This is a genomic window from Bradyrhizobium sp. HKCCYLRH3061 (assembly GCF_051168015.1).
Lineage (GTDB): Bacteria > Pseudomonadota > Alphaproteobacteria > Rhizobiales > Xanthobacteraceae > Bradyrhizobium.
Genome location: NZ_JBNPUE010000013.1, coordinates 47,166 through 73,330 on the forward strand (window position 1 = coordinate 47,166; position 26,165 = coordinate 73,330).

General features: G+C 65.9%; 27 protein-coding genes. 13 read left to right on the forward strand and 14 right to left on the reverse strand.

The genetic code is table 11. The features are described 5' to 3' along the window. Nucleotides 1–6 precede the first annotated feature (6 nt). Complete coding sequence (locus tag ACQR2C_RS20960; protein ID WP_434882017.1) at nt 7–3,693, forward strand: PAS domain-containing protein; 3,687 nt, start codon at nt 7–9, stop codon at nt 3,691–3,693. Continuing rightward, on the forward strand, nt 3,686–4,069 hold the full coding sequence (locus ACQR2C_RS20965) for a response regulator (protein WP_434882018.1): 384 nt from the start codon (nt 3,686–3,688) through the stop codon (nt 4,067–4,069). Before ACQR2C_RS20960 ends, ACQR2C_RS20965 begins: the two co-directional genes overlap by 8 nt. A gap of 28 nt (nt 4,070–4,097) precedes the next feature. On the opposite strand, the gene ACQR2C_RS20970 is transcribed toward ACQR2C_RS20965, so the two are convergent. Next, entirely contained in the window at nt 4,098–4,940 is an 843-nt protein-coding gene (locus ACQR2C_RS20970) for an AAA family ATPase (RefSeq protein WP_315717852.1), read from the reverse strand. A 97-nt stretch (nt 4,941–5,037) separates the two neighbouring features. Beyond that, nucleotides 5,038–5,283, reverse strand: coding sequence for a GlsB/YeaQ/YmgE family stress response membrane protein (locus ACQR2C_RS20975; protein WP_315717851.1), 246 nt, complete (start codon nt 5,281–5,283; stop codon nt 5,038–5,040). A gap of 115 nt (nt 5,284–5,398) precedes the next feature. Here ACQR2C_RS20975 and ACQR2C_RS20980 point away from each other — a divergent pair, with 115 nt between their 5' ends. The 3 genes from ACQR2C_RS20980 (at nt 5,399) to sseA (ending at nt 8,140) form a co-directional block, all read left to right on the forward strand. After that, entirely contained in the window at nt 5,399–6,574 is a 1,176-nt protein-coding gene (locus ACQR2C_RS20980; protein ID WP_434882080.1) for a vWA domain-containing protein, read from the forward strand. Nucleotides 6,575–6,757: 183 nt separating this feature from the next. Then, nucleotides 6,758–7,171 (forward strand): rhodanese-like domain-containing protein, encoded by a 414-nt coding sequence (locus tag ACQR2C_RS20985; RefSeq protein WP_315804511.1) that lies wholly within the window; start codon nt 6,758–6,760, stop codon nt 7,169–7,171. Nucleotides 7,172–7,282: 111 nt separating this feature from the next. Beyond that, a complete protein-coding gene (gene sseA, locus ACQR2C_RS20990; protein WP_315804512.1) occupies nt 7,283–8,140 on the forward strand; it encodes a 3-mercaptopyruvate sulfurtransferase in 858 nt (285 codons plus the stop codon). A gap of 13 nt (nt 8,141–8,153) precedes the next feature. Here sseA and ACQR2C_RS20995 read toward each other — a convergent pair whose 3' ends face one another. After that, on the reverse strand, nt 8,154–9,227 hold the full coding sequence (locus ACQR2C_RS20995) for a hypothetical protein (RefSeq protein ID WP_315804513.1): 1,074 nt from the start codon (nt 9,225–9,227) through the stop codon (nt 8,154–8,156). Between the two features lie 293 nt (nt 9,228–9,520). On the opposite strand from ACQR2C_RS20995, the gene ACQR2C_RS21000 reads away from it, so the two are divergent. Then, a complete protein-coding gene (locus tag ACQR2C_RS21000; RefSeq protein ID WP_316177822.1) occupies nt 9,521–10,747 on the forward strand; it encodes a L,D-transpeptidase family protein in 1,227 nt (408 codons plus the stop codon). A gap of 80 nt (nt 10,748–10,827) precedes the next feature. Here the strand turns inward: ACQR2C_RS21000 and ACQR2C_RS21005 are convergent, their stop codons facing one another. Both ACQR2C_RS21005 and ACQR2C_RS21010 read right to left on the reverse strand, forming a co-directional pair. Further along, nucleotides 10,828–11,790 (reverse strand): D-2-hydroxyacid dehydrogenase family protein, encoded by a 963-nt coding sequence (locus tag ACQR2C_RS21005; protein ID WP_434882019.1) that lies wholly within the window; start codon nt 11,788–11,790, stop codon nt 10,828–10,830. A 124-nt stretch (nt 11,791–11,914) separates the two neighbouring features. Beyond that, nucleotides 11,915–12,133 carry a hypothetical protein gene (locus ACQR2C_RS21010; protein WP_315804516.1) on the reverse strand — a complete coding sequence of 73 codons (219 nt, stop codon included), beginning with the start codon at nt 12,131–12,133 and terminating at the stop codon, nt 11,915–11,917. 304 nt (nt 12,134–12,437) lie between these two features. Here ACQR2C_RS21010 and ettA point away from each other — a divergent pair, with 304 nt between their 5' ends. The 3 genes from ettA to ACQR2C_RS21025 all read left to right on the forward strand — a co-directional run bounded on the left by ettA (nt 12,438) and on the right by ACQR2C_RS21025 (nt 16,134). Continuing rightward, nucleotides 12,438–14,087, forward strand: a complete 1,650-nt coding sequence (gene ettA / locus ACQR2C_RS21015) for an energy-dependent translational throttle protein EttA (protein ID WP_315804535.1) — start codon at nt 12,438–12,440, stop codon at nt 14,085–14,087. Between the two features lie 145 nt (nt 14,088–14,232). After that, nucleotides 14,233–14,814: a TIGR00645 family protein gene (locus ACQR2C_RS21020; RefSeq protein WP_315804517.1), complete on the forward strand. Its 582-nt coding sequence runs from the start codon at nt 14,233–14,235 to the stop codon at nt 14,812–14,814. A 72-nt stretch (nt 14,815–14,886) separates the two neighbouring features. Continuing rightward, entirely contained in the window at nt 14,887–16,134 is a 1,248-nt protein-coding gene (locus tag ACQR2C_RS21025) for a lytic murein transglycosylase (RefSeq protein ID WP_315804518.1), read from the forward strand. An 82-nt stretch (nt 16,135–16,216) separates the two neighbouring features. Here the strand turns inward: ACQR2C_RS21025 and ACQR2C_RS21030 are convergent, their stop codons facing one another. Then, complete coding sequence (locus ACQR2C_RS21030; RefSeq protein WP_315804519.1) at nt 16,217–16,498, reverse strand: hypothetical protein; 282 nt, start codon at nt 16,496–16,498, stop codon at nt 16,217–16,219. 214 nt (nt 16,499–16,712) lie between these two features. Further along, nucleotides 16,713–17,033, reverse strand: coding sequence for a hypothetical protein (locus tag ACQR2C_RS21035; protein ID WP_315804520.1), 321 nt, complete (start codon nt 17,031–17,033; stop codon nt 16,713–16,715). 169 nt (nt 17,034–17,202) lie between these two features. On the opposite strand from ACQR2C_RS21035, the gene ACQR2C_RS21040 reads away from it, so the two are divergent. The 3 genes from ACQR2C_RS21040 to bfr all read left to right on the forward strand — a co-directional run bounded on the left by ACQR2C_RS21040 (nt 17,203) and on the right by bfr (nt 18,550). Continuing rightward, nucleotides 17,203–17,472 carry a hypothetical protein gene (locus ACQR2C_RS21040; protein WP_315804521.1) on the forward strand — a complete coding sequence of 90 codons (270 nt, stop codon included), beginning with the start codon at nt 17,203–17,205 and terminating at the stop codon, nt 17,470–17,472. Between the two features lie 187 nt (nt 17,473–17,659). Then, nucleotides 17,660–17,944 carry a (2Fe-2S)-binding protein gene (locus ACQR2C_RS21045; protein WP_315804522.1) on the forward strand — a complete coding sequence of 95 codons (285 nt, stop codon included), beginning with the start codon at nt 17,660–17,662 and terminating at the stop codon, nt 17,942–17,944. Nucleotides 17,945–18,064: 120 nt separating this feature from the next. Further along, nucleotides 18,065–18,550, forward strand: coding sequence for a bacterioferritin (gene bfr / locus ACQR2C_RS21050; RefSeq protein WP_315717837.1), 486 nt, complete (start codon nt 18,065–18,067; stop codon nt 18,548–18,550). A gap of 93 nt (nt 18,551–18,643) precedes the next feature. Here the strand turns inward: bfr and ACQR2C_RS21055 are convergent, their stop codons facing one another. The 5 genes from ACQR2C_RS21055 to ACQR2C_RS21075 all read right to left on the reverse strand — a co-directional run bounded on the left by ACQR2C_RS21055 (nt 18,644) and on the right by ACQR2C_RS21075 (nt 24,748). Next, entirely contained in the window at nt 18,644–18,955 is a 312-nt protein-coding gene (locus ACQR2C_RS21055; RefSeq protein ID WP_315804523.1) for a DUF3240 family protein, read from the reverse strand. Further along, complete coding sequence (locus ACQR2C_RS21060) at nt 18,952–22,026, reverse strand: efflux RND transporter permease subunit (protein ID WP_434882020.1); 3,075 nt, start codon at nt 22,024–22,026, stop codon at nt 18,952–18,954. Before ACQR2C_RS21060 ends, ACQR2C_RS21055 begins: the two co-directional genes overlap by 4 nt. Further along, complete coding sequence (locus ACQR2C_RS21065; protein WP_315804357.1) at nt 22,027–23,148, reverse strand: efflux RND transporter periplasmic adaptor subunit; 1,122 nt, start codon at nt 23,146–23,148, stop codon at nt 22,027–22,029. 163 nt (nt 23,149–23,311) lie between these two features. Then, entirely contained in the window at nt 23,312–23,665 is a 354-nt protein-coding gene (locus ACQR2C_RS21070; protein WP_315804358.1) for a hypothetical protein, read from the reverse strand. 21 nt (nt 23,666–23,686) lie between these two features. Then, nucleotides 23,687–24,748 carry an alpha/beta fold hydrolase gene (locus tag ACQR2C_RS21075; protein ID WP_434882021.1) on the reverse strand — a complete coding sequence of 354 codons (1,062 nt, stop codon included), beginning with the start codon at nt 24,746–24,748 and terminating at the stop codon, nt 23,687–23,689. A 96-nt stretch (nt 24,749–24,844) separates the two neighbouring features. Between ACQR2C_RS21075 and ACQR2C_RS21080 the strand changes: the two genes are divergently transcribed. Next, nucleotides 24,845–25,117: a DUF2277 domain-containing protein gene (locus tag ACQR2C_RS21080; protein ID WP_315804360.1), complete on the forward strand. Its 273-nt coding sequence runs from the start codon at nt 24,845–24,847 to the stop codon at nt 25,115–25,117. 30 nt (nt 25,118–25,147) lie between these two features. Here ACQR2C_RS21080 and ACQR2C_RS21085 read toward each other — a convergent pair whose 3' ends face one another. Further along, a complete protein-coding gene (locus ACQR2C_RS21085; protein WP_434845481.1) occupies nt 25,148–25,675 on the reverse strand; it encodes a collagen-like protein in 528 nt (175 codons plus the stop codon). A gap of 161 nt (nt 25,676–25,836) precedes the next feature. Beyond that, entirely contained in the window at nt 25,837–26,106 is a 270-nt protein-coding gene (locus ACQR2C_RS21090) for a helix-turn-helix domain-containing protein (protein WP_316217617.1), read from the reverse strand. Between the last annotated feature and the right edge of the window lie 59 nt (nt 26,107–26,165).

The window sequence follows — 26,165 nt, forward strand, 5'->3', positions numbered from 1 at the left end:
CCAGGAGTGAACGAGCATTCGGATGCCGGTCGCGCGACGTTTCAGGCGTTCGCGCGCGGGGCCGACTTCCTGCAGGGAGGCGGGGAGATGGGAGCGCTCATGCGCATCCATGATTGGTCACGGACGCCGTTGGGGCCGCCCGAGAGCTGGCCTCAGTCGTTGCGCACGTCGATCAGCACCTGCCTGGACTGCGCGTTCCCGATCCTGATCTGGTGGGGCCCGGAGCTCGTCATGCTCTACAATGACGAATATCGCCCGATCCTCGGCTCGCAGAAGCATCCGGCCGCGCTCGGGGCGCCGGGGCACGCGGTATGGTCCGAGATCTGGGAGGTCATCGGCCCGATGTTGCGGCACGTCGTTGGGCTTGGCGAAGCGACCCGTTCGCGCGACATGCCGCTGTTCATCGACCGCCATGGCTACCTCGAAGAGACCTATTTTTCGTTCTCCTATTCGCCGATTCGCGACGAGACCGGCGGTGTCGGCGGTGTCTTCACCCCCGTCATCGAGACGACGGCCCGGGTCGTGGGCGAACGCCGCATGCGGACCTTGCGCGATCTCGCCGCGCGCGGCCGTGCCGACAGTCTGGCGGATGCTTGTCGCGAAGCCACCGACGTCCTCGCCGAGAATCCGCATGATGTCCCGTTTGCGCTGATCTACCAACTCGGCGAGGACCAGCGATCGGCACGGTTGCTGAGCGCCGCGGGGGTACACCCGGACAGTGCAATCGCGCCGGCGCAGATTGCCCTTGACAGCGATGGGGACGGGCTGTGGCCGGTCCGGGCGGCGGCGCGCGCGGTGGCGCCGATTCGCGTCGTGCTGGATCGTGCGAAATTTGCCGGCGTCCCGACCGGCGCATGGCCCGAGCCGCCGCAGCTGGCACTGGCGCTGCCGGTTGCGACGGGGCGGGAGCAGGCGACGGCGATCCTGATCTGTGGCGTCAATCCGCGCCGCGCCCTCGACGCCGAGCATCAGGGCTTCTTCGATCTGATGGCCGCTCAGCTCGGCAGCGCCTTCGCCGAGACGCTCGCCTATGAGCAGGAGCGGCGCCGCGCTGAGACGCTCGCCGAGATCGATCGCGCCAAGACCGCGTTCTTCGCCAATGTGAGCCACGAGTTCCGTACGCCGCTGACGCTGATGCTCGGTCCGCTCGAAGATGTGCTGCGGTCGCAGAGCTTGCCGCCGGCAGATCGCGACCGGTTGGAGATCGCCCAGCGCAATGCCTTGCGGCTGCTCAAGCTGGTCAACACGCTGCTGGATTTCTCGCGGATCGAGGCCGGCAGGATGCAGGCGGTCTACGCGCCGGTTGACCTCGCGAGCCTGACCGCGGAGATCGCCAGCACCTTCCGCTCGGCGATCGAAGCCGCCGGCCTCAGGCTGATCGTGGATTGCCCGACGCTGCCGGAGCCGGCCTATGTCGATTGCGAAATGTGGGAGAAGATCGTCCTCAACCTGCTCTCTAACGCGTTCAAATTCACCTTCACGGGCGACATCGAGGTCCGGCTCGTCACCTGCGATCGTCATTTCGAGCTGAGCGTGAAGGACACCGGGACCGGCATCCCGCAGCACGAGCTGCCGCGGCTCTTCGAGCGTTTCCATCGCGTCGCCGGCGCGTTCGGCCGCACCCATGAAGGCTCGGGCATCGGGCTCGCACTGGTGCATGAGCTCGCCAAGCTGCACGGCGGATCCGTCGCGGCGACCAGCGAAGCCGGGCAGGGGAGCACGTTCACGGTCAGAATCCCCAGGGGACGAAGTCATCTCCCGTCCGATGCGGCGCCGGCGCAGGAACCCATGCTTCGCGGTGCGCGGCCGTTCATCGCGGAGGCATTGCGCTGGCTGCCGGATCCGCCGTCGCTCGACGCGCATGCCGTTCCGGACATCGACATCACCACCACGTCAGCCGACAGGGCCAGGCCGCGCCCCCGCATCCTCCTGGCCGACGACAATGCCGACATGCGCGACTATGTCCGCCGCCTGCTCGCCGCGCGCTACGATGTCGAGACCGTCGCCGATGGTGAAGCCGCGCTCGCGGCCATCGCCCGCGACAAGCCCGACCTCGTTCTGTCCGATGTGATGATGCCGCGCATCGACGGCATGCAGTTGCTGGCACGGCTGCGCGCCGATGAACGGGTCGGTACCATCCCGGTGATCCTGCTGTCGGCCCGGGCCGGAGAAGAGAGCCGCGTCGAAGGCATGGAGGCCGGTGCGGATGATTATCTGATCAAGCCGTTCAGTGCGCGTGAACTGCTGGCGCGTGTCGAGGCGCATCTCAAGATGGCCCGTCTGCGTGCCGAAGCGACGGAGCGACTGCGCGCCAGCGAGGAGCGCTATCGCGCTTTCGTAACCGCGAGCTCCGACGTCGTCTATCGCATGAGCCCGGACTGGCGGGAGATGCGCCAGTTGCAGGGCAAGGACTTCATCGCCGATACGATGAAACCGAGCCAGGGCTGGCTCGCGAAATACATTCATCCGGACGATCAGGCGCAGGTGACTGCGGCGATCAGCAGGGCCGTCGCGACGAAGGGCATGTTCGAGCTGGAGCACCGCGTGATCAGGATCGATGGCAGCCTCGGCTGGATCGATTCGCGCGCCATCCCCATTCTCGGGCGTGACGGCGAGATCATCGAGTGGTTCGGGACGGCGCGCGACATCTCCGAGCAGAACAAGGCCGAACGGGAATTGCGCAAGAGCGAGGAGCGCCTGCGCAGCGCGGTCGAGGTCGGGCGGCTCGGCCTGTGGGACTGGAACGTCGCGACCGGCGAGGTCTATTGGTCGGACGAGCACTTTCGCATGGAAGGCTATGCTGTTGGCGAGCTGACCCCCAGCTACGAGGCCTGGGCGGCGCGCATCCATCCCGACGATCGTCCCGCAGCCGAAGCCGCGCTTCACCGCGCGATGGAGGCGCACCAGGAATATGTCAGCGAGTTTCGCGTGGTGCATCCGGGCGGCGCAATTCGCTGCCTGTACGGCCGTGGGCGCTTCTTCTATGACGACGCGGGACGACCGATCCGCATGACCGGCGCCATGGTCGACGTGACCGAGCGGCGTGAATGGGAGGAGCGGCAGAAGGTGCTGGTGGCCGAACTGCAGCATCGCACCCGCAACCTGCTGGGCGTGGTCCGCTCGATGGCCGACAAGACGGCGCGTGCCAGCGCCGATCTCGGCGATTTTCGCGCCCGCTTCCGTGATCGGCTGGATACGCTGTCCCGAGCCCAGGGCCTGCTGTCCCGCCTCAAGGAGAATGATCGCGTCACCTTCGACGATCTGATCCGTAGCGAGCTGTCGGCTGTCGCCGGCGGTTCGGAGCGCATCGGGCTGTCGGGACCGTCCGGCGTCAGGCTGCGGTCGTCGACCGTTCAGACCCTTGCCATGGCCCTGCACGAGCTCGCCACCAACGCGGTCAAGTATGGCGCGCTGGCGCAGCCCTCGGGCCGGCTCTGCGTGGTCTGGTCGCTCGAGCGCGAAGGCGCGGAAGGCCAGCCCTGGCTGCATGTCGAGTGGCGCGAGAGCGGCGTCGACATGCCGCCGCCAGCCACGATGCCCGTCGGCACGGGGCAAGGGCGCGAGCTGATCGAACAGGCCTTGCCCTATCAGCTCAGCGCGAGGACCTCGTACGCTTTCGCATCCGACGGTGTCCGTTGCACGATATCGATTCCCGTTTCGCTCACCACACTGGAGCTTGAGGATCATGCCTGAACGCTCGCTTCGCGACCGTCATATCCTCATCGTCGAGGACGAGTATATGCTTGCCGACGAGCTGCGCTGCGCCTTCGGTGGTGCCGGCGGCACGATCCTGGGCCCGGTCGGAACCGTCCCTGACGCGCTCGCCTTGATCAAACGCGAGGGGCGGATCGAAGGCGCCGTTCTCGACGTGAACCTGCGCGGCGACATGGCGTTTCCGGTCGCCGATCTGCTGGTCGAACGCGGCGTGCCCTTCGTTTTCACCACCGGCTATGACGAATCGGTGATCCCGGACCGATTCTCGAAGATCCTCCGCTGCGAGAAGCCGATTGCCGTCGATGGGATCATGCGTGCGCTCGGACGCCTGATCAAGAGGACGGCGCCGGAATGACGCGCCGGTCGGATTGAGCCGGGCGCCCTCACACCTCGCGCCGGCTGAGGAAGGCGAGCCGCTCGAACAGGTGTACGTCCTGCTCGTTCTTGAGCAGCGCACCGTGCAGCGGCGGGATCAGCTTGCGCGGATCGCGCTCGCGCAGCTGCTCGGGACCGATGTCCTCGTTGAGCAGCAGCTTGAGCCAGTCGAGCAGCTCGGAGGTCGACGGCTTCTTCTTCAGGCCGGGCACGTCGCGGACCTCGAAGAAGATGCGCAGCGCTTCCTCGACCAGCCGCTTTTTGATGTTCGGGAAGTGCACGTCGACGATCCGGCCCATCGTATCCGGATCGGGGAACTTGATGTAGTGGAAGAAGCAGCGGCGCAGGAACGCATCCGGCAGCTCCTTCTCGTTGTTGGACGTGATGATGACGATCGGGCGCAGCTTCGCCTTGATGGTCTCGTTGGTCTCGTAGACGTGGAATTCCATCCGGTCGAGCTCGAGCAGCAGGTCGTTCGGAAACTCGATGTCGGCCTTGTCGATCTCGTCGATCAGGAGCACCGGCCGCTGCTCGGCCGTGAAGGCCTCCCACAGCTTGCCGCGCTTGATGTAGTTCTTGATGTCGGACACCCTGGAGTCGCCGAGCTGGCTGTCGCGCAGTCGCGAGACGGCGTCGTATTCGTAAAGGCCCTGCTGCGCCTTGGTGGTCGACTTGATGTGCCAGGTGAGCAGCGGCGCGTTGACGGCCTTGGCGACTTCCTCGGCCAGCACGGTCTTGCCGGTCCCCGGCTCGCCCTTCACCAGCAGCGGGCGCTCGAGCACGATCGCCGCATTGACGGCCACTTTGAGGTCGTCGGTGGCGACGTAGTCCTGGGTGCCGGTAAATTTCATCGCGTCTCGCTCATCGTTCGAACTTGTGTTGAGTGGCTACGCAGCGGCAACGCCGCTGCGGCTTTGAGATGATGGCTGCCATCGGAAGCAGAAATAATCAAGCGCGCCTGATCAATGAGAGGATCACGAGCACGATGACGGCGCCGATCGTGGCGTCCAGGATCGCCCCCAGCGTGCCGCTGGCAAGCGCAATGTGCAGCGCCGGCAGCACGTAGCTTGCGACCAGCGCGCCGATGATGCCGATGACCATGTTGCCGATCAGGCCGAAACCTGCGCCGCGCACGATCAGCCCCGCCAGCCAGCCCGCGACGGCGCCGATGATCAGTGCTGCAATGATACCCATGAAAGCCCCCATTCCGCCTGTTGTTCCAGGGATTGTAGAGCAAAATGCCGGCGGGTCCAGCGCGGGGCGGGGAGCGGCCCTTGACGTGCCCTCCCAGCCGCGCGATCTAATGGGCATGTTCCTGCAATTCTTTACAGCACTGCGCGACGCGCAGGTCCCGGTCTCCTTGCGTGAATATCTCACGCTGATGGAGGCGGTCGACGCCGACCTCGCCGAGCATTCGGTCGAGAATTTCTACTATCTGTCGCGCACCGCGCTGGTGAAGGACGAACGCAATCTCGACAAGTTCGATCGCGTGTTCGGCTCCGTGTTCAAGGGGCTGGAGAGCCTGCTCGACGCGATGGAGAAGGCTGAAATCCCCGAGGAATGGCTGCGGAGGCTGGCCGAGAAATACCTCACCGAGGAAGAGAAGAAAGAGATCGAGGCCATGGGCTGGGACAAGCTCATGGAGACCTTGAAGAAGCGCCTGGAAGAGCAGAAGGGCCGCCACCAGGGCGGCAACAAGTGGATCGGCACGGCGGGCACGTCGCCATTCGGCGCCTATGGCTACAACCCCGAAGGCGTCCGCATCGGCCAGGAGAAGAACCGCAACAATCGCGCCGTGAAGGTGTGGGACCGGCGCGAGTTCAAGGATCTCGACGGCAATGTCGAGCTCGGCATCCGCAACATCAAGGTGGCGCTGCGCCGCTTGCGCAAGTTCGCCCGCACCGGCGCGCCGGACGAGCTCGATCTGGACACCACGATCCGCGAGACCGCCAATCACGGCTATCTCGACGTGCACATGCGGCCCGAGCGGCGCAATGCGGTGAAGGTGCTGGTGTTCTTCGACATCGGCGGCTCGATGGATTCGCACATCGCCCAGGTCGAGGAGCTGTTCTCGGCCGCCAAGAGCGAATTCAAGCACATGGAATATTTCTACTTCCACAACTGCCTCTATGAGGGCGTGTGGAAGCAGAACAAGCGCCGCTTCACCGACCGCACGCCGACCTGGGACGTGCTGCACAAGTACCCGCACGACTACAAGGTCGTGTTCGTCGGCGACGCCTCGATGTCGCCTTATGAGATCATGGTGCCCGGCGGTTCGGTCGAGCACGTCAACGAGGAGCCGGGGTCGGTGTGGCTCGACCGCGTCATCCGCACCTATCCCCACGCGGTGTGGCTCAATCCGGTGGCGCAGAAGCATTGGGACTATTCGGAGTCCACCACCATCATTCGCCGCATCTTCTCCGAGCGCATGTATCCGATCACGATCGAGGGATTGGAAGCGGCGATGAAGGAGCTGGTGAGGTAAGGCGCTCGTTCTGCGGCGCGCGATGCAAGGCCGTCGTTGCGGGCGGTCGCGATAGCGACCAAATCCGGAATATCGAGCTTGTGCGATCGGCTCTGGATTCCGGGTTCGGTCCTGACGGACGACCCCGGAATGTAGACGCGAAACGACGCCGCTCGGCGGCTGGAAAAGACGAAGGAAGAAGACATGCCCCAGACCATCACGCGCGGGATCAAGGCGCTGCTCGATGAAGCCAATGCCGAGATCGAGACGCTCTCGGCGGCTGAGGCGATCGCGGCGGCGAAGCGCGACGATGTCGTGATCGTCGATATCAGAGATCCCCGAGAGATCGAGCGCGAGGGCAGGATTCCCGGCGCGTTCTCGTGCACCCGCGGCATGTTGGAGTTCTGGATCGACCCGCAGAGCCCCTATGCCAAGCCGGTCTTTCAGCAGGACAAAACGTTCATCTTTCATTGCGCCGGCGGCCTGCGCTCGGCGCTCGCGGCCAAGACCGCACAGGACATGGGTCTGAAGCCGGTCGCCCATATCGGCGGCGGTTTCGCGGCGTGGCGCGACTGCGGCGGGCCGGTCGAGGCCTGGGCGCCGAAGAAGAAGGATTGATCGCTGCCCGTCGCACGCGGGCTTGACCCGCGTGTCCATCGCTTCGACAAGGTGGATCGCCGGATCAAGTCCGGCGATGACGATCGAATGTGAAGCCCGGAGCTTTTGCGCATGACCATCCACGACGACCCTCTCGTCTCCACCGACTGGCTCGCTGCGCATCTGGGCGATCCCAAGGTGAAGGTGCTCGACGCGACCTTCAAGATGCCGGGTGTGCTGCCGCTGCCGAAGGACGATTACCTGAAGGCGCACATCCCCGGCGCCGTGTTTTTCGACGTCGACGAGGTCTCCGACCATTCCAATCCGCTGCCGCACATGTATCCGAGCGCCGCGCAGTTCGGCCGCGACGCCGGCCGGCTCGGCGTCAGCAATGGCGATACGGTGGTGGTCTATGATTCCGGCGGCTGGGTCGCCGCGCCGCGCGCCTGGTGGATGTTCCTGTCGTTCGGCCACACGGATGTGCGCGTGCTCGACGGCGGGCTGAAGAAGTGGATGGCGGAGGGGCGCCGGGTCGAGAGCGGGCAGGTCACGCCGGCGCTTGGCACGTTCAGCGCGACGTTCGATGCCGCGCGCGTGCGCCGGATCGAGCAGATGGTTGCCAATCTCGCCGGCAATGCCGAGCAGGTGATCGATGCGCGGCAGGCGCCGCGCTTCGCGGGCGAGGTCGCCGAGCCGCGGCCCGGTCTCCGATCCGGCCATATCCCCGGCAGCCGCAATCTGCCCTATGCGGAGCTGTTCGACGCGGCGACCGGCGTGATGAAGCCGCTAGACGAGCTACGTAAGGCGTTCGGCGCCGCTGGCGTCGATCTCGCCAGGCCGATCGTGACCTCCTGCGGCTCCGGCGTGTCGGCGGCGGTGCTGACGCTGGCGCTCTATCGTCTCGGCATCCGCGACACCGCGCTCTACGACGGCTCGTGGTCGGAATGGGGCGTCGAGAACGGTCCGCCGGTTGCGACCGGGCCGGCCTGATCGCTAGCTCCGCCTACCGCGTGCGCGGCCCGGCAGCCTGCTGGACGGCCGCCTGCGGTTGACCAAATGGCTGCTGTCCGAATGGATCGGGGAACGCGGTCTGTTGCTGCAGTTGGGCCGCTGCCTGCCGCGCCGCCCTGACGCGCTGGGCGATGCGCCGCTGCTTGGCGCGGCGCGCCGCAACCTGCTTCTCCCGGGCCTGGCGCTTCTTGAGGATGCTCCGGCGCAACTGAACGCTCGCGACCTTCACCGAGGCACGATGCTCGCCGGCCGCGGGCCGCTCCTGGTGCGCCGGCTGCTCGGCCAGCGCGGCGAGCTTGGCCGCGATCGGGTCGAGCACCGCCGGAACGGGCGCGGCGGCGGCTGCGGTCGTCATCATCGGATCGGCGCTGGCGAGAATCTGAGGAGCCGGCGGCGGCGGTGAGACCACGGCGGCCGCAGCTTCGGTCGACGCCGGCGGCGGGGGCGGCGCTGCAGTCGCGGGCGAACTGTCCATGCTCGGCCTGTCGGAGACTTTTTCGACCGGAACGACGATCGAAGCGGACGTGTCCGGAATGGGGCGCTCCGGTTTGGTGCTCTCGATCCGGTCGTTCGTCACGGACGCGGTCTCGACGATGGCGGAGGTGCGGGACGTGTCGACCGTTTCCGCCGGCAGCGAGGGCGTAGGCACATCGGTGGCCACCGCAACGGGCGTCGCCTCGGGCGTCTCGGCGGCCGGCGCCGCCGTCGACGGCGCGCTCGGCGGCTCGGACGCTGCCGGGGGAGCATCGGCCACGACCGGCGGCGGCGTCACCGGCGGTGTCGGAATCGAATCCACCCGCAGCACCGCGAGCACCGGCGTGGGTTCGGCCGGCGGCAGGAACGTGGTGAAGCCGGAGGCCTGAGTCGTGCGCCAGGACGCGTTGCTGACGAACTGCTCGTGGGCCGCGCGCAACAGGGCCGCAGCGCCCATGCCGAAGATGGTGAGAGAGATGGAACAGACGATCGCGGCGACCAGAAAACGAAAGCCGGGAAGCATTGACGGTAACTCTCGCCACGGCAGCGTGACTGCCGAGACCTTAGAGCCAGTAGGGAACGCGGTGATCACAGGGAATGCCGCGTTCGCGACGAGGCCGGCTTCTGCCGTGCATCGCGAATCAGGCTCAGGTCAGAATACCGGAAGTGTTCCCGCCCGCTCGGCAAATCACGGCATCCATGGGGCCTGCGGGGGCTCCGCCGCACTTTTTCAGCGGCGTGAGACTTCCGTGCAACGACGGAGACATGATCACAAATTGCCGAAGTCGGGCCGCTCAGGCCGGAATTGTCTTGAATGCGCCGCTATCTTCGGCCATCTGGCACAGCAAAGGTCCCAATCGGCGGCTTGGGGATACTGCAAGGGCGATGATGATCAGACAAATCCTGACGGTTTGCGCGGTCGCGGCAGCGGGCGTGACGGCAACTTCGTTTGCCGAGGCACAGCAGGTCTATCAGACCGCGCCTGGAGCGTACTCACCGGCGCCGACGCCTTACCCGGCCGATGCGCGCGGGCAGGGGCAGGATTTTGACGCGCTCGACGATGAGAATGCGCCTGGCAATTCCGCGGCGTTGCCGCCGCCCGGCCCGGTGATCTCGCCGGACGATCCGCGGTACGGTCGTCCAGCCAATGCGCCGGTTTATGGTGCTGCGGCTCCGACCGGTCCCATCCTTTCTCCCGACGATCCTCGTTATGGACGTCCGGCCGGTGCGACGGTCTACGGAGCCGCTCCGACCGGCCCGGTGATGTCCCCGGATGATCCGCGCTATGGCCGCCCGGCTGGTCCGCCCCCGGTGATCTACGGTGATCGTCCCGCCTCCAGCCAGCAGGCCTATGGTGGCGCCAGCGCGCCCGGTGGCGACGCAGGCGCGCCGCGGCCGCCCGGCGCCGTCGGTGGTGCTCCGGCCGTCGCGGGCGCGGCACAGGCCCCGGCCGCCGGAGATCGGCCGATGACGGTGGCAGCTCTGCCGCCCGAGGAACAACCCGATGCGGCGCCGGCGCCGCTGCCGCCGAACCTGCGCCGCCAGGAGGTCGACTTCGTCACCAAGGAGCCGCCGGGAACGATCGTCGTCGATACGCCCAACACCTACCTCTATCTGGTGCTCGGCAACGGCCGGGCGATGCGCTACGGCGTCCGTGTCGGCCGCGAAGGCTTCACCTGGACCGGCGTGCAGAAGATCACCAAGAAGACCGAGTGGCCGGACTGGTATCCGCCGAGCGAGATGATCGAGCGGCAGCCCTATCTGCCGCGCTTCATGGCCGGCGGTCCCGGCAATCCGCTCGGTGCCCGCGCGATGTATCTCGGCTCGACCGTGTACCGCATCCACGGCACCAACCAGCCGTCGACGATTGGCAAGTTCGTGTCGTCGGGCTGCATCGGCATGCTGAACGACGACGTCGCCGACCTGTTCGACCGGGTCAAGGTCGGCACCCGTGTGGTCGTGATGCCGGGCGGTGCGCCTCCAGGTTCCAGCAAGAACATGGCTGCTGCCGCGGCCCCGGCCCAGGCGCCCGTCCAGGCCCAGGCGACCGTGCCGGCGGCTGGCCAGCCCGCCAACATGCAGCCGCTGCCGCCGCCGGTGACGATCCGCTGAGGCGGGCGCGTGCGAGCTGATCACGTTGAAAACACCCTCCTCGGAGGGTGTTTTGCTGTGAGGGCCGCTCTCGTCTGCTTTTAAGCCAGCCGGCGCGGCGGCTCGGCCCCTGCGAGCCAGGTGGCGATGCAATCGACCATCTGGCCGTAATGGGCGCGAAAACTCTCATCGGTGACGTAGCCGAGATGTGGTGTGAGCACGACGTTGCCGAGCCCGCGCAGCGGATGGGTGACCGGCAGCGGTTCCACCGAGAACACGTCGAGCCCGGCACCGGCGATGCGCTGATCGCGGAGCGCCTGCAGCAGCGCGGCCTCGTCGACGATCGGCGCGCGCGAGGTGTTGACGAGATAGGCGGTCGGCTTCATGCGCGCGATGTCGGCCGCGCCCACCAGCCCGCGTGAGCGATCGCTGAGCACGACGTGGACGGTGATGACATCGGCGGCGGTGAACAGCTTCTCCTTGGTCGCGTAGCCTACTCCCGCCGCCTCGCAGCGTTCGGGCGTCAAATTGGGACTCCAGGCGATCACGTTCATGCCGAACGCCTTGCCGAGCTCTGCGACCTTGGTGCCGAGCTTGCCCAGCCCGATTACGCCCAGCGTCTTGCCCTCGATCTCCACGCCGCCCAGCGCCTGCCAGGGCTCCCCGGCGTGCATGCGCGCGTTCTCCTGGCCGATCCTGCGCGTCAGCTCCAGGATCAGGCCCATGGTGAGCGGTGCGGTGGGGTCACGGCCATATTGCGTGCCGCAGACGACGACGCTGCGTGCCTTGGCGGCCTCCATGTCGATGGCGGCGTTGCGCATGCCCGAGGTGATCAGGAGCTTCAGCTTCGGCAATCGCTCGATCAGGGAGCGGGGCAATAGCGTCCGCTCGCGCATCGCGCAGATGATGTCGGCATCGGCGAGCGCGCTGGCGGCCGCTTCCTCGTTGCCGAACGGCTGTGTGAAAGCCGTCACATCCACCCTGTCGGCCAGCCGGGGCCAGTCGGCCAATGAGAGGGCTGTATCGTAATAGTCGTCGAGGATCGCACAGCGCAGCCGTGTCATCGGCAGGGTCCATTCATCGGGGGACGGCGGCAATGGTGAATGCCGTCAGGAATGGAGCCATGCTTGCGCGCAACGGGCTGGTTGCGCAAGGCATCGTGACGCTCTTACGCGGACCCAGGCGACGTCAATCGAGGCGGGACTTCAGCCGGAACGCGGCGTCATGGCCGTACTTGGCGCGCCAGGCGGGGCCGGGGCCGCGCATGTAGTGCAATTCTGGCCGGTACGGGTTGAAGGCGCGCGCGACGAATTCGCGCCAGAAGCCGCGGATGTCGTCCGCGATCCCGGATCGGTCTTTGCGGTGTGCCGCCGAAGCGGGCAGGGAGGCTGATGTGAAGGCTGCCATGACGGGCTCTCGCTGTTGTCGGTCGCGGCTTTTGCCGCTTGGGCACGCGGGTCTTGCGGGCCGAGACCGAGTGTCCCGCCGAATTAATTAAAAGATGGTTGCAATTGTCGTGATCGGCCGCACACAAGGTGCCGGACCCGTAATCGTCCGTGGACGGCAGGCCGGGCCGGCGCGAAGTTTGACCGGGATTCTCCCGGCATTTGTTCCGGCCGAGACCGGCTCGCCGGTTGCCCTTTGGGGACCGCGCGGTTACATCAGCGGCAACCATTTTCCGAAAATTCCGGCAGGCTTCAAGGGACACGCGATGGCGCGCCAGTTCGTCTACTTCATGCAGGGTCTGTCCAAGACCTACCCGACCCGCAAGGTGCTCGATAACATTCACCTGTCGTTCTATCCGGACGCCAAGATCGGTGTGCTCGGCGTCAACGGCTCGGGCAAATCGACCCTGCTCAAGATCATGGCCGGCATCGACAAGGACTATACCGGCGAGGCCTGGGTGGCCGAGGGTGCCCGCGTCGGCTATCTCGAGCAGGAGCCGCAGCTCGATCCGAAGCTCACGGTGCGCGAGAACGTCATGCTCGGCGTCGGCAAGCAGAAGGCGATCCTCGATCGGTACAACGAGCTGGCGATGAACTACTCGGAAGAGACCGCCGACGAGATGACCAAGCTGCAGGACGAGATCGAGGCGCAGGGCCTTTGGGATCTCGACAGCAAGGTCGACCAGGCGATGGATGCGCTGCGCTGTCCGCCCGACGATGCCGACGTCACCAAGCTGTCCGGCGGCGAGCGTCGCCGCGTCGCCTTGTGCAAGCTGCTGCTCGACCAGCCCGAGCTGCTGCTGCTGGACGAACCGACCAACCATCTCGACGCTGAATCGGTGTCCTGGCTCGAAGGTCACCTGCGCAATTATCCGGGCGCGATCCTGATCGTGACCCACGATCGCTACTTCCTCGACAACGTCACCAGCTGGATCCTGGAGCTCGATCGCGGCAGGGGCATCCCCTACGAGGGCAACTATTCGTCCTGGCTGCAGCAGAAGCAGAAGCGGCTGGAGCAGGAGGGCCGCGAGGATGCCGCGCATCAGCGCACTTTGGCGCGTGAGCAGGAGTGGATCGCGGCGTCGCCGAAGGCCCGCCAGGCGAAGTCCAAGGCGCGCTACCAGCGCTATGAGGAGCTGCTCAAGAAGGCCAGCGAGAAGCAGACCCAGACCGCGCAGATCATCATTCCCGTCGCCGAGCGGCTCGGACAGAATGTGGTCGATTTCGACGGGCTGTCCAAGAGCTTCGGCGATCGCGTGCTGATCGACAACCTCACCTTCAAACTGCCGCCGGGCGGCATCGTCGGCGTGATCGGTCCGAACGGCGCCGGCAAGACCACGTTGTTCCGCATGATCACGGGACAAGAGAAGCCGGATGCCGGCACCATCACCATCGGTGAGACCGTGCATCTCGGCTATGTCGACCAGTCGCGCGACGCTCTCGACGGCAACAAGACGGTATGGGAGGAGATCTCCGGCGGCAACGAGCTGATCCTGCTCGGCAAGAAGGAAGTCAACTCGCGCGGCTATTGCTCGGCGTTCAACTTCAAGGGCGCCGACCAGCAGAAGAAGGTCGGGGCGCTCTCGGGCGGTGAGCGCAATCGCGTGCATCTCGCCAAGATGCTGAAGTCGGGCGCCAACGTGCTGCTGCTCGACGAGCCGACCAACGATCTCGACGTCGACACCTTGCGCGCCCTCGAAGAGGCCTTGGAGGATTTCGCCGGCTGCGCCGTCATCATCAGCCACGACCGCTGGTTCCTCGACCGTATCGCGACCCACATGCTGGCCTTCGAGGGCGACAGCCACGTCGAATGGTTCGAAGGCAATTTCCAGGACTACGAGAAGGACAAGATGCGCCGTCTCGGCCAGGACAGCGTGATCCCGCACCGGGTCAAGTACAAGAAGCTGACGCGCTGATCTCAGGACATCGCGAGGCGCGACGCTGTCTTCGTTCCGGGACAAAGCGTCGCGCCCAGGCTGCGGCCAGTTGTCGCTTCCATGTGCGACGTGATTGCGTAGATAGTCGTTCCGCAATCCCATCCAGCCGCGAGAAAATCCCATCATGTCTTCCCCCGACGCGACCCTGTCCTCCAAGGGCGGAGCGCTGCGCCCCATACCCATGCTGATCTTCGGCTCGCGCTGGCTGCAGCTGCCGCTCTATGTCGGGCTGATCATCGCGCAGGGCGTCTATGTCGTGCTCTTCCTCAAAGAGCTCTGGCACCTGTTCGCCCACGCCTTCGATTTCTCAGAGCAGCAGATCATGCTCGCGGTGCTCGGCCTGATCGACGTGGTCATGATCTCGAACCTGCTCGTGATGGTGATCGTCGGCGGCTACGAGACCTTCGTGTCGCGGCTCAATCTGCAGGGCCATCCGGACGAGCCGGAATGGCTCAGCCACGTCAATGCCAGCGTGCTGAAGATCAAGCTCGCCATGGCGATCATCGGCATCTCGTCGATCCATCTGCTGCGCACCTTCATCGAAGCCGGCGCGCTGTCGTCAGGCAAGTCGAACTACACCGAGACCGGCGTGATGTGGCAGACCATCATTCACACGGTCTTCATTCTCTCCGCCATCGGAATCGCCGTCGTCGACAAATTGTCGAATGCCGCGATCGAGGAGGCGAAGCAGGCGGCGGGGCATTGAGCGGAAGAGTCGAGTTCCGGCGCATGGCCTGCTGACGTTCACAAGCGCCGCGAGCCATGCTAACCCTATTGCATGGCTCGGCAGTTGCTCTTCGGTTTGCGCAGGCTCGTCCTGATTGGTGTGGCGCTCTGCATCCTCGGCGATGGCCAGGCGAGCGCCGCCGACGGCGACTTCACGCAATTCGTGGCTTCGCTCTGGCCCGAGGCCAAGGAGCAGGGCGTTTCGCGCGCGACGTTCGATGCCGAGACGCGCGAGCTCGAGCCCGACTACAAGCTTCCCGACCTGCTGCTGCCAGGCCGTCCGGCAACAGGCGCTCCGGCGCAGGCCGAGTTCGTGCAGGTGCCGGCCGACTACATCAAGGAAGCCTCGATCGCGCGGCTCGCCGCGTATGGCCAGAAGCTGATCCAGCAATATCGTCCCGCGCTCGCCGAGATCGAGCGCCGCTTCGGCGTTCCGGGACCTGTCGTGCTCGCCATCTGGGGCCGCGAGACCGATTTCGGCCGCTACGCGCTGCCCTACGACGCGCTGCGCGTGCTGGCGACCCAGGCCTATGTCGGTCGCCGCAAGGACCAGTACCGCACCGAATTCATCATGGCGCTGAAGATGCTGAGCGACGGCGTGGTGTCGCGCCGCGATCTCAGGGCGTCATGGGGCGGGGCGGTCGGGCTCACACAGTTCCTGCCGTCGGAGTACTACAAGCACGGTGTCGATCTCGATGGCGACGGCAAGGTCGATCTCTGGCATTCGGTGCCGGACGCGCTGGGCTCGGCGGCGCTGCAGCTTGCGAACAAGGGCTGGCAGCGCGGCGTGCGCTGGGCCTACGAGGTCAAGCCGCCGGCAAATGTGGACTGCGCGATCGGCGTGCCGGAGGTGAAGAAGCCGATCGGCGAATGGCTGCGCGCGGGCTTCGTGCCGGTGCGCGGCCAGCGGTTGAGTGCTGCCGAGCAGCAGCAGCCGGCGTCGCTGCTGCAGCCCGAGGGCATCTATGGTCCGGCGTTCCTGACGACGGCGAACTACTTCGTCATCAAGGAATACAATTTCTCCGATCTCTACGTGCTGTTCGTCGGTCACCTCGCGGATCGCATGACGAGCCCGGCCCCGTTCGCGACACCATGGTCGGCGTCGAAGCAGCTTCGGAGCAAGGACGTCGAGGCGATGCAGAAGGGCCTGATGCGGCTCGGTCTCTACGGCGATAAGCTGGACGGCAAGGCCGGCATGCAGACCCGTGCCGCACTCGGCGTATTTCAGAAGAAGGCGGGCCTGAAGGTCGACTGCTGGCCGAGCGAATCAGTGCTGCAGGCGATCGACGCCGCGCGCTGATCGAGTGAAATCAGCCGAGCAGGCGGGCAGCAAAAAGCCCGGCCGCAGGGCCGGGCTTGTTGCGAGCTATGCGTCGTCGGGATCAGTAGCAGACGCGAACCGGGCGGGACACCCAGCCATAACCGTCCCAATAGCGCTCACGACGCCACACGCACGGCGGCGGGCCCGGCGGAGGGGCTTCGACGTAGACCGGACCGCCATAGGCCGGACGGCTGGACGCGATCGCGCCGCCGAGCAGGGCGCCGCCGATCAGGCCGGCAGCCACGCCGGCACCGACGTCGCCGGCCTTGGCGGCCGGTGCCGTCATGCTCAGCGAACCGGCGATGGTCGCAACCGCAAGCACTGCGGTCAGGATCTTCTTCATGTTCCGAGATCTCCTGGAAGGCGCCCTCGCGAGCGCCGGGTTGGTGATTCACGCACGATCAGGGCCGTCAGCGTCGCGAGAAAACACGACAATCCGTCAACCCTTCGTAAACTCTGTCCGACCTGATGCGACGGAAAAACGGTTTTTTCTGGCCGTGTCAGCCGCCGTTCTCGAAATTCCGGTGCAAGGTCATGGAATTAATGAAGGTGAACGATCACTCGCAAACCCGGACGCGGCGAATCCGCCAGCCGTAGCCGTCCCAGAAGCGCTGGCGCTGCCAATAGCAGGCGTAGCCAGGATCGGCGATGTAGGCAGGCCCGCCGTAATAGGAGTAGCCCGGCCCGTAAGAATATCCGGGCCCATAATAATAGGGATTGCTGCCCGCAGCGATGGCGCCACCGATGAGGGCGCCGCCGAGCAGGCCGGCAGCGACACCAGCGGCGACACGACCATTGCGCGCTTCAGCAGGAGCAGGGGCCAGCGCTGCGGTCGACAGCGTCGCGACGGCGGCCAGAGCCGCAAGAGTCTTCTTCATGACCTTAACCTCTCTCACTCCAGGTCGGCGGATCGCGCATCAGGCGATACGGCAGGTTCACACATCCCGCTTGAATGATCAATGAACGGGCGCGTCCCATTGGACGACCCATCTCCGGGATACGTTCAATGCTGCATTGCACAAAAATCGCCGCCGGTCAGGAGCAGGCATGACCCCCGTGATGACGATCGTCGTGGCCATCGGATTGACCTCGGCCGCCTGCTACGCGCTGCTGGTTCGCGCCGGCCGCCGGCCCCACCACCGCCGCTCGTCCGCGGACAGCACGAGCGTCGATTCCGATGGGGCGTCCAGCTCCAGTCAGGGGAGCGGTGTCGCAAGTTGGTTTTCCAATACCTCGTCGGACGTGATGGGAAACCCGATCGACGGCGGAGGTGACAGTGGCGACGGTGGTGGAGGGGACGGTGGTGGGGGCGACTGAGTTGCAGCGGCTTGATCGCCGCCCGCCCATATTCGGCGGCAACTTTGATCTGCGGCAAGCTCGTATAGTTGGAGGCATTCTAGATTGATCGGGAAATTGGAATAGCTTCAAAAGCGCCGTTTTCCCTTTGCGCGGGTAGCTGCGGATGACTATCGATACCTGACCAAGGACGATTGGCCGGTTTCTCATGATTGTTTGTTCCTGCAACGTCATCAGCGATCACGACATCCGCAACGCGGTAAAGTCCGCGGACGAACTGCCGCGGAACCCGAAGCAGGTCTACGGTTGCCTGGGGTGCAGCGCGGAATGCGGCCGCTGTGCGCGCACGATCAAGACGATCATCGACGAGGCGCTGGGTCCCTGTGCCCGCGCCTGCCAGGCCGGCTGTCAGCACGGCCACCATCATGGGACGACGCCGGCGAAGGCGATCGATGACGACCTTCAGAGCCGTTTCGCGCTTGCTGCCTGCTGACAGGCATTGCACTCGGTCGCGTCGTTCTCCGCCCGAAAAATGCACATGAACGGGGGTCGTCTCCGCACTTCGAACCTGTTATTGAGCGCCTGCGGCCTCTAACTTTTTCGGAGCTTATCCATGCAGGGCGACCCCAAGGTCATCGAATATCTCAACAAGGGATTGCGCAGCGAGCTGACTGCCATCAACCAATATTGGCTGCACTATCGCCTGTTGAACAATTGGGGCCTTCTCGACATGGCGAAGGTCTGGCGCAAGGAATCCATCGAGGAGATGGAGCACGCCGACAAGTTCACCGACCGCATTCTCTTCCTCGACGGCTTCCCCAACATGCAGGTGCTCGATCCGCTGCGCATCGGCCAGAACGTCAAGGAGATCATCGAATGCGATCTCGCCGCCGAGATCGGTGCGCGGACGCTGTATCAGGAGGCCGCCACCTATTGCCACGGCGTCAAGGACTACGTGTCGCGCGACCTTTTCGAGCAACTGATGAAGGACGAGGAGCATCACATCGATTTCCTCGAGACCCAGCTCGACCTCATCAACCGCATCGGGCTCGAGCTCTACACGCAGAAGCACGTCGGCGGCCTTGAGAGCGAGCACTGACGGCGGCGGCGAGGGGGCAGTCCGCTTCGGAACGGGGCGATTCAGGGCTGGTGTTTCAAGCCTTGAATCGACCGCCTTCGACCTCGGGCGTGCCTACTGGATGATGCCGAAGGCGGTGACGGGCACGACCCAATAGACGAGCTGCGTTCCCGCAAACGCGCTCCTGAGCCGCTCCAGTAGCCGCTCGAGATCCTCTTCCGGCAACACGATCCGCACGACGACCTCGTCGGCATGTCCTTTCACCCGCTCTGCGGCGCTCCGCAGCCGGACGCGCGCGCCGTGTCCGGCCGCTTCCGAGGCGGTGAAGCCCGTCACGAGATCGGTCTGCTCGCTCAGATGGTCGAGCACCTCGCTGTGAAGCGCATCCGGCACGATCAGGGTCAGGCAGACGGCTTGGCTGCTCATGTCGCTTCCTTCGCAGCGGCGCCGTAGCGGCGATACAGGATCGGCAACAGGATCAGCGTCAGCAGCGTGGACGACAGCAGGCCGCCGATCACGACGATCGCGAGCGGACGCTGGACCTCCGATCCGGGCCCCGATGCAAACAGCAGCGGGATCAATCCCAGCGCCGTGATGCTCGCCGTCATCAGCACAGGCCGCAGCCTGCGCTTGGCGCCTTCGACCACGATGCGCTGCTCGGGGACCCCGTGAGCGCGCAACTGGTTGAAGTGAGACACCAGCACGACACCGTTGAGCACGGCGATTCCGAGCAGGGCGATGAAGCCGACCGAGGCCGGGACGGACAGGTACTCGCCACTCAAGACCAGCGCGAACACGCCGCCGATCAGCGCAAAGGGAATGTTGACGAGGACGAGCAGGGCCTGGCGCACCGAGCCGAACGTGGTGAAGAGCAGCACGAAGATCAGGCCGATCGCGACCGGCACCACGACGGACAGACGCGCGGCCGCACGCTGCTGGTTCTCGAACTGCCCGCCCCATGTCAGCCGGTAGCCGGACGGCAGCGGCAGCTCGGTTGCGACCCTTTGCTGGGCCGCCTGGACGAAGCCGACCATGTCGCGGCCGCGGACATTGCTGCGAACCACGCTCATGCGGTTGCCGTCCTCCCGGTCGATCTTCACCGGGCCGTCGACGCGCTGGATGCGTGCGACCTGAGAGAGTGCGACATGCTGGCCGGACGCAAGCGTCAGCGGCAATGCCGCCAGCATCGTGGGCGCCTGCCGCGTGGCCTCGCTGCCGCGGACCAGGATCGGCGTCCGGCGTCCCTCCTCGAGCGCGGTGCCGATCGTCCGGCCTTCGATCTGCGTGCGCAGGGAGGCCGAGATCGAGTCCACCGTGAGCCCGAGGCGGCCCGCCTCCATGCGGTTGACGGCGATCGTGTAGTACTGCGCGCCTTCGTTGAGCGTCGTGTAGACGTCCTGGGCGCCGTCGATGTCGGACATGATCGCCGACAGCTTGGCTGCGATCTCGTTGAGCTTGGTGATGTCCGGGCCGAAGATCTTCACCGCGACGTCGCCGCGCACGCCGCTGATCATCTCCTGCACGCGCATGTCGATCGGCTGCGTGAAGCTGAGCGAGACGCCGGGAAAGCCGGTCAGGACCTCGCGAAGCTTCTCGAGCAGGGCATCCCGATCGCTGGTCTGCCTCTGGTCCGCCGGCTTGAGCACCAGGAACGTGTCGGTCTGATTGGGGCCCATCGGATCGAGCCCGAGCTCGTCGGAGCCGGTGCGCGCGATGATGCCGGCGACGTCGGGCGCCTTCATCAGGGCCGCCTGCAGCCGGGCATTGATGGCGAGGGACTCGTCGAGATTGACGGACGGCAGCGTCTCCACGCTGACGATGACGTCGCCTTCGTCCATCGTCGGCATGAAGGTCTTGCCCAGCTGGGTGTAGCCATATCCTGCGGCAACGAGGCCGACCAGCGCCGCTATGATCACCTTGCGCTCGTTCCCGAGCGCCCAGTCGAGCGCGGGTGCATAGACGCGCTGCGCTGCGCGGATCAGCAATGGATCGTCATGCGACGCGGATGTGAGCACGAAGGATGTTGCGACCGGAAGCACCGTCAGCGCCAGCAGCAGCGACGCGGCCAGGGCGAAGATGATCGCCAGCGCGACCGGAATGAAGAGCTTGCCCTCCAGCCCCTGCAAGGTCAGCAGCGGAACGAACACGATGATGATGATCAGGACGCCCGAGGCGACCGGCTGCAGGACCTCGCAGACGGAGCGGTAGACGATGTGGATCAGCGGCGTAGTGCTTGCGTGATCGTGCTTGGCGAGATTGCCGACGATGTTCTCGACCACCACGACCAGCGCGTCGATCAGCATGCCGATTGCGATCGCAAGGCCGCCGAGACTCATCAGGTTGGCGGACATGCCGACAGCCCGCATCACGATCAGCGCCATTACTATCGCGAGCGGCAGGCTGAGCGCAATCACCAGCGAGGCGCGCCAATTGCCGAGGAACAGCAGCAGCAGCACGACGACGAGCACCGTGGCTTCGCCCAGCGCCCGGACCACCGTGCCGACGGCGCGGTTGACCAGCCGGCTGCGGTCGTAGAACACGTTGATGGTGACGCTGCTCGGCAGCGACGGCTTCAGCTCATCCAGCCGGGCCCGAACGTCGCGCACCAATTGTCCGGCGTTGGCGCCGCGCAAGCCGAGCACGAGCCCCTCGACCGTCTCGCCCTTGCCGTCTTTCGTGACGGCGCCATAGCGGGTGAGGGCGCCGATCTTGACCCGCGCGACGTCGCTGACCCGGATCGGGATTCCGTCGCGGGTGTCGACGATGATCGCGCGGATGTCGTCGATGCCGCGGATGCTGCCCTCGATGCGGACCAGCGCGCTGTCCTCGCCCTGGTTGACCCGCCCGGCACCGTCGTTGCGGCTGTTCGCCTCGATGGCCTTGCGAAACAGCTCGGACGAGATGCCGCGCGCCGCCAGCGCATCGTTCCGCGGCACGATTTCGAAGGCGCGAACATAGCCGCCGAGCGCGTTGACGTCGGCAACCCCGGGCACCGTGCGCAGGGCCGGGCGGATGACCCAGTCGAGCAAGGTCCGGCGCTCGGCCAGCGACAGATCCGGACTGTCGATCGTGAACATGAACATCTCGCCCAGCGGACTGGTGATCGGCGCAAGGCCGCCGCTCACGCCCTCGGGGAAGTCGCGCGAAATGTTGGAGAGGCGCTCCGACACCTGATTGCGGGCCCAGTAGATGTCGGTGCCGTCCTCGAAGTCGACGGTGATGTCGGCCAGCGCATATTTGGTCGCCGAGCGCAGGATCTTCTTGTTCGGCAATCCGAGCAGCTCCAGCTCGATCGGAACCGTGATGCGCTGCTCGACCTCTTCCGGCGTCAGGCCGGGGGCCTTCATGATGATCTTCACCTGGACCGGCGAAACGTCCGGAAAGGCATCGATCGGCAGGCTCGGCAGGACGATCGCGCCTGCGCCGATCACCAGCAGCGTGCTCAGAATGACGAAGAGCCGCTGCGACAGCGCGAATGCGACAAGCCGCGGCAGCATCTACTGCCCCAGTCGCGAGAGGATGCCGCGCAGCGCCGAGATGCCGCCGATGGCGATTTCGTCCTTGTCCGTGAGGGGGCCGGCGATGACGACGTGATCCTGATCCTCCGCGAGCAGCGTCACGGGGACGAGCCGGAAACCGCCTTCCGTGGCGACGAACACCGAGGTCTGCTCGCCGCGACGGACGAGGCCGCTATAGGGAATCTCCCATGCGCTTTCGCCTGCCGAGATGAAGCCGATGCGAGCGGCCGCCATCTGTCCGGAATGCAGCTCGCCATTGTTGGGAATCTCGGCGCGGACGAGAATGGTCTGCGTGGCGGCATCCGTGGTCTCGGACACCAGGATGACCTGGCCCGGTGTCGCATAGCCTTCGATGTCGACCTTGGCGCCGGTCTTGATGGCGCCGATGTTGGTCGCGGGAATCGCGATCTCGGCCCAGAGCGGCGACAGCCGCGCGAGCTTCACCAGGGACGCGGCCTGCTCCAGGCGCTGGCCCGGCGATACCGCGATCTCGACCACCGACGCAGCACGCGGCGCGGTGACGGTAAGCGTGGCGCTGATCGCCGCATCGCTGCTAAGCCGGGAGATCGCCTCGTCGGACAGACCGCTGATGTGCAGCATCTGCCGGCGTTCGGCGACGACGATGCTGGCCTGGCGCGCTTCCGCCTGGCTCGACTCCAGCACGCGTTGCGGGATGGCCTTGCCTTCGAACAGGTCGGCGTTGCGCTTCAGCTGCTGAGCCGCGAGGCCCTCCTGGGCCAGCGCATGCAGGTAGTCGCGCTGCAGTGAGACGAAGCTCGGGCTTTCCAACGTAAGCAGCGGCTGTCCGACGGCCACGCGATCGCCGCGGGCGACGGCGAGGTTGGTGATCATCCCCGCGACCGGCGCGCTGACGACCCACAGCTGAGGCGTGGGAATGACGATCTGCGCGGGATAAGGCAGCGTCCTGTCCATCCGGCTGGAGATCGGATGCGTCACGCGCACGCCGAGGTTCTGCGCCTGGCTCGGCGTGAGCTTCAGCTCATCATCGCCTGACGCGGCGCAAGGCCCGACGACGAGAGCCAGCGCGAGAGCTGCGCGGCACAGACGGGCCGCAGACCGGTGAAGGAATCGCTTGGGCATCTCGACTAGGAATCTTCAGGTGCATGCATGACACATTCTGTACACTATTTCGGCCGATTTCCGCGACTGTTGACTTGGGTCAATCGGAGCTGGTCACGAACCCGGGAGGTTACTTCTCGTACCGCCAACGAGTCGCATTGGTGGCATCGCACGCGCCAGCGTCTCACACGGCATCGGCTGGAACGAAACAGCTGATGATGATGTCGCCGCGGTGATGGACGTACCACACCACGGCTTCGCCGATCGGGTTGCCGCGGTCGCGGATGATGGCGCGCTCCGGTACCGCCATCCATCGGCCCTCGATCGGTACCCAATAGGTGCCGTCGCGCACGTCATAGGTCGTGCGGTGGCCGTCGGAGATATCGCAGCACGGCACGCCGTTGGGCGCGATCACGCTCTTGAACCACGCGCGAATGTCGGGCGGGACATTGTCGAACTGCCCGTTGTCGAAAGCGGCCGCCACGGTCGCGCAGGCGAGCGAGCCGATCGTGAGAGCAGCCACCACCATCCTGCGCATGCGCTGCTCCCTTTCGTCGATCTACATGCCGCGCTGCGGCGCCGTCGCCAGCAAGTCGCGCAGCGGCTCGGCGTAGAACTTCGCATTCCCGGTGGTCAGGTGGCCGCGCGTCTCGGCCGAGGTCGGGATGAGGAAGAGCTTGCCGTTGGCGACGCGCTTCATCGCGTCCACGGTCACGCCGGTCTCCGGCGGGTTGCGCTCGTCGTCGGCCGAATTGATCAGCATCACGGTCGCCTTGATCTTGTCGAGATCGGCGGACGGATTGTAGTCGTGCGAGGAATCCCACTGATAGATGAAGTCGTTGGCGTCGGCGGGGATCGGCGTGGCGAGCCGCTCCTCGACGAGCTTGTCGGCCTTGGCGGCGGTCGGCGCCGCGAGCTGATAGGCGACGGTGCCGCCGGCCGAGGCGGTGGCGTAGGCCGTGACGGCGTATTTCATCATGCGCGGCTGTGCGGTGTAGTTGCCGCCGTTGTAGTCGGGATCGTTGCGGATCGTCTCCAGCATCAGCCGGCGCAGCATCCAGTTGCGGGCCGCCATTTCGGTCGGCTGCGAGGCCATCGGCACCGCGACGTCCATGAACTCCGGATAGCGCGTGGCCCACACCCAGCTATGCATGCCGCCCATCGAATTGCCGATCACGAGCCGCAGGTGCTTGATGCCGAGCCCCTCGGTCAGCAGGCGGTGCTGCGCGTCGACCATGTCGGCATAGTCATAGGCGGGAAATTTCGTCTTCAGCCCGTCGGAGGGTTTTGACGATTTGCCGTGGCCGATGCTGTCGGGAATGATGATGTAGTATTTGCTCGCGTCGAGCGGCTGGTCCTTGCCGAACAATACGCCGGCGAAGGTCGGCCCCAGCATGCTTGCACCGGAGCCGCCGGTGCCATGCAGCACCAGCACCGGCTGTCCGGTCGGCTCGCCGACCGTCGTATAGTGCAGCTTCAGCTCCGGCAGCGTTTCGCCGGTGTGAAACTTGAAATCCTTGACGACGAAGTCGCCCTGCTTCGGGGCGGGATAGTCGGCGGCGCGGGCCGGCGCGCAAAAAACGATGACGGCGGCAAAAACGGCGGCAAGCGGTCGAAACATGGACTCCCCCTGATCAAGCGCAGCTCTTCCGGCTGCGTCGGGGGCATGATAGCACGGTCCGCGACCTGGTTCAGTACCGGATTGATGGGACCCATCATGTGCCGCAACATCAAGACGCTGTTCAATTTCGAGCCGCCGGCGACCGAGGCTGAAATCCAGGCCTCGGCCCTGCAGTTCGTGCGCAAGCTGTCCGGCTTCAATGCGCCGTCGCAGGCGAACGAGGCCGCCTTCACCCGCGCCGTCGAGGAGGTGGCCGACGCCGCGCGGCGGCTCCTGACCTCGCTGCACACCCAGGCGCCGCCGCGCGACCGCGAGATCGAGGCGGCCAAGGCGCGGGAGCGCTCGGCGGCCAGGTTCGGCCAGCGCTGAGGCCCGCCGCACCCGGACGCAAGCCGAAGCTCAGAAGCCCTCGTCGTCGTGGTCGTCGCGGCTCTCGGCGTGCTTCTCGTGCTTCTTCTTTTTCTTGCCCTTCTTCTTTTTCTTCTTCTTCGGGAGGTCGATCTCGTGCGGATCGTCGTCCTCGAAGGCCTCGTCCAGCGCATCGTCATGCGTGGTGGCGGCGAAGATGTCACGCACCGCGACCAGCTCGGCCTCGCGCTCATGCGCCTCGCGATCCCGCGCGCGCTTGTAGTCGTCATAGGCGGCGAAGATCTGCTCCAGCCAGGGCATCAGCTGATCGATCGTCGGCAAGGTGCCCGGCGGCCCCGGCTCGCCCTGCGGACCTTGCGGTCCGGCAGGTCCCGGCTTGCCGGGCGGACCGGCCTCGCCGCGCGGCCCCTGCGGACCGGGCCTGCCTTGCGGACCCGCCTTGCCGTCGGGACCCGGCTTGCCGCGCTGACCATCCGGTCCGCGCCGCCCGGGCTGCCCTTGCGGGCCACGTGGACCCACCAGGCCCTGCAGGCCGCGTCCGGCCGGATTCTTTGCCACTACCGCAACTCCGCTACACGTCTTTGATTCGCAGCGAAGCCTAACAGAGCGGCGACGACGGCAGCAATTGCAGCAGGGCTGCGAGGCCGATTGATCAACATCAATCGGCGCCGCATCCTGATGAGTTCCACGCGATGGGATATCGCGTGGCCGCCGTCGGATCAGGCCGAGTAGGCCGGCACCGCGATGCCGTCGGCCGTGTAGCTGCGGATCTTGTTGCGCAAGGTGCGCACGGGCATGCCGAGCAGCCTTGCGGCGTGGGTACGGTTGCCGTTGCAGCGCGCCAGGGTCTGCACGATCAGCTCGCGCTCGATCTCTGACAGGGGCGTGCCGATCAACAGCGGCAGGATTTCCGCCGCGGAGCGCGACGGTGGCATGGCAAGCGGCACGAGTGACGGACTTGCGGCTTCGGATGACAACTCTTGCGACATAACACCTCCCGATCAACGCCCGCGCCGACAGAAACGACGCGCAAACATCGAGACCAACT

Bases quoted from the DNA above. Each gene is read 5' to 3' on its own strand.
- ACQR2C_RS20965 (WP_434882018.1), top strand. From the start codon at position 3,686: ATGCCTGAACGCTCGCTTCGCGACCGTCATATCCTCATCGTCGAGGAC.
- ACQR2C_RS20970 (WP_315717852.1), bottom strand. From the start codon at position 4,940: ATGAAATTTACCGGCACCCAGGACTACGTCGCCACCGACGACCTCAAA.
- ACQR2C_RS20975 (WP_315717851.1), bottom strand. From the start codon at position 5,283: ATGGGTATCATTGCAGCACTGATCATCGGCGCCGTCGCGGGCTGGCTG.
- ACQR2C_RS20980 (WP_434882080.1), top strand. From the start codon at position 5,399: ATGTTCCTGCAATTCTTTACAGCACTGCGCGACGCGCAGGTCCCGGTC.
- ACQR2C_RS20985 (WP_315804511.1), top strand. From the start codon at position 6,758: ATGCCCCAGACCATCACGCGCGGGATCAAGGCGCTGCTCGATGAAGCC.
- sseA (WP_315804512.1), top strand. From the start codon at position 7,283: ATGACCATCCACGACGACCCTCTCGTCTCCACCGACTGGCTCGCTGCG.
- ACQR2C_RS21000 (WP_316177822.1), top strand. From the start codon at position 9,521: ATGATGATCAGACAAATCCTGACGGTTTGCGCGGTCGCGGCAGCGGGC.
- ACQR2C_RS21005 (WP_434882019.1), bottom strand. From the start codon at position 11,790: ATGACACGGCTGCGCTGTGCGATCCTCGACGACTATTACGATACAGCC.
- ACQR2C_RS21010 (WP_315804516.1), bottom strand. From the start codon at position 12,133: ATGGCAGCCTTCACATCAGCCTCCCTGCCCGCTTCGGCGGCACACCGC.
- ettA (WP_315804535.1), top strand. From the start codon at position 12,438: ATGGCGCGCCAGTTCGTCTACTTCATGCAGGGTCTGTCCAAGACCTAC.
- ACQR2C_RS21020 (WP_315804517.1), top strand. From the start codon at position 14,233: ATGTCTTCCCCCGACGCGACCCTGTCCTCCAAGGGCGGAGCGCTGCGC.
- ACQR2C_RS21025 (WP_315804518.1), top strand. From the start codon at position 14,887: ATGGCTCGGCAGTTGCTCTTCGGTTTGCGCAGGCTCGTCCTGATTGGT.
- ACQR2C_RS21030 (WP_315804519.1), bottom strand. From the start codon at position 16,498: ATGAAGAAGATCCTGACCGCAGTGCTTGCGGTTGCGACCATCGCCGGT.
- ACQR2C_RS21035 (WP_315804520.1), bottom strand. From the start codon at position 17,033: ATGAAGAAGACTCTTGCGGCTCTGGCCGCCGTCGCGACGCTGTCGACC.
- ACQR2C_RS21040 (WP_315804521.1), top strand. From the start codon at position 17,203: ATGACCCCCGTGATGACGATCGTCGTGGCCATCGGATTGACCTCGGCC.
- ACQR2C_RS21045 (WP_315804522.1), top strand. From the start codon at position 17,660: ATGATTGTTTGTTCCTGCAACGTCATCAGCGATCACGACATCCGCAAC.
- bfr (WP_315717837.1), top strand. From the start codon at position 18,065: ATGCAGGGCGACCCCAAGGTCATCGAATATCTCAACAAGGGATTGCGC.
- ACQR2C_RS21055 (WP_315804523.1), bottom strand. From the start codon at position 18,955: ATGAGCAGCCAAGCCGTCTGCCTGACCCTGATCGTGCCGGATGCGCTT.
- ACQR2C_RS21060 (WP_434882020.1), bottom strand. From the start codon at position 22,026: ATGCTGCCGCGGCTTGTCGCATTCGCGCTGTCGCAGCGGCTCTTCGTC.
- ACQR2C_RS21065 (WP_315804357.1), bottom strand. From the start codon at position 23,148: ATGCCCAAGCGATTCCTTCACCGGTCTGCGGCCCGTCTGTGCCGCGCA.
- ACQR2C_RS21070 (WP_315804358.1), bottom strand. From the start codon at position 23,665: ATGCGCAGGATGGTGGTGGCTGCTCTCACGATCGGCTCGCTCGCCTGC.
- ACQR2C_RS21075 (WP_434882021.1), bottom strand. From the start codon at position 24,748: ATGTTTCGACCGCTTGCCGCCGTTTTTGCCGCCGTCATCGTTTTTTGC.
- ACQR2C_RS21080 (WP_315804360.1), top strand. From the start codon at position 24,845: ATGTGCCGCAACATCAAGACGCTGTTCAATTTCGAGCCGCCGGCGACC.
- ACQR2C_RS21090 (WP_316217617.1), bottom strand. From the start codon at position 26,106: ATGTCGCAAGAGTTGTCATCCGAAGCCGCAAGTCCGTCACTCGTGCCG.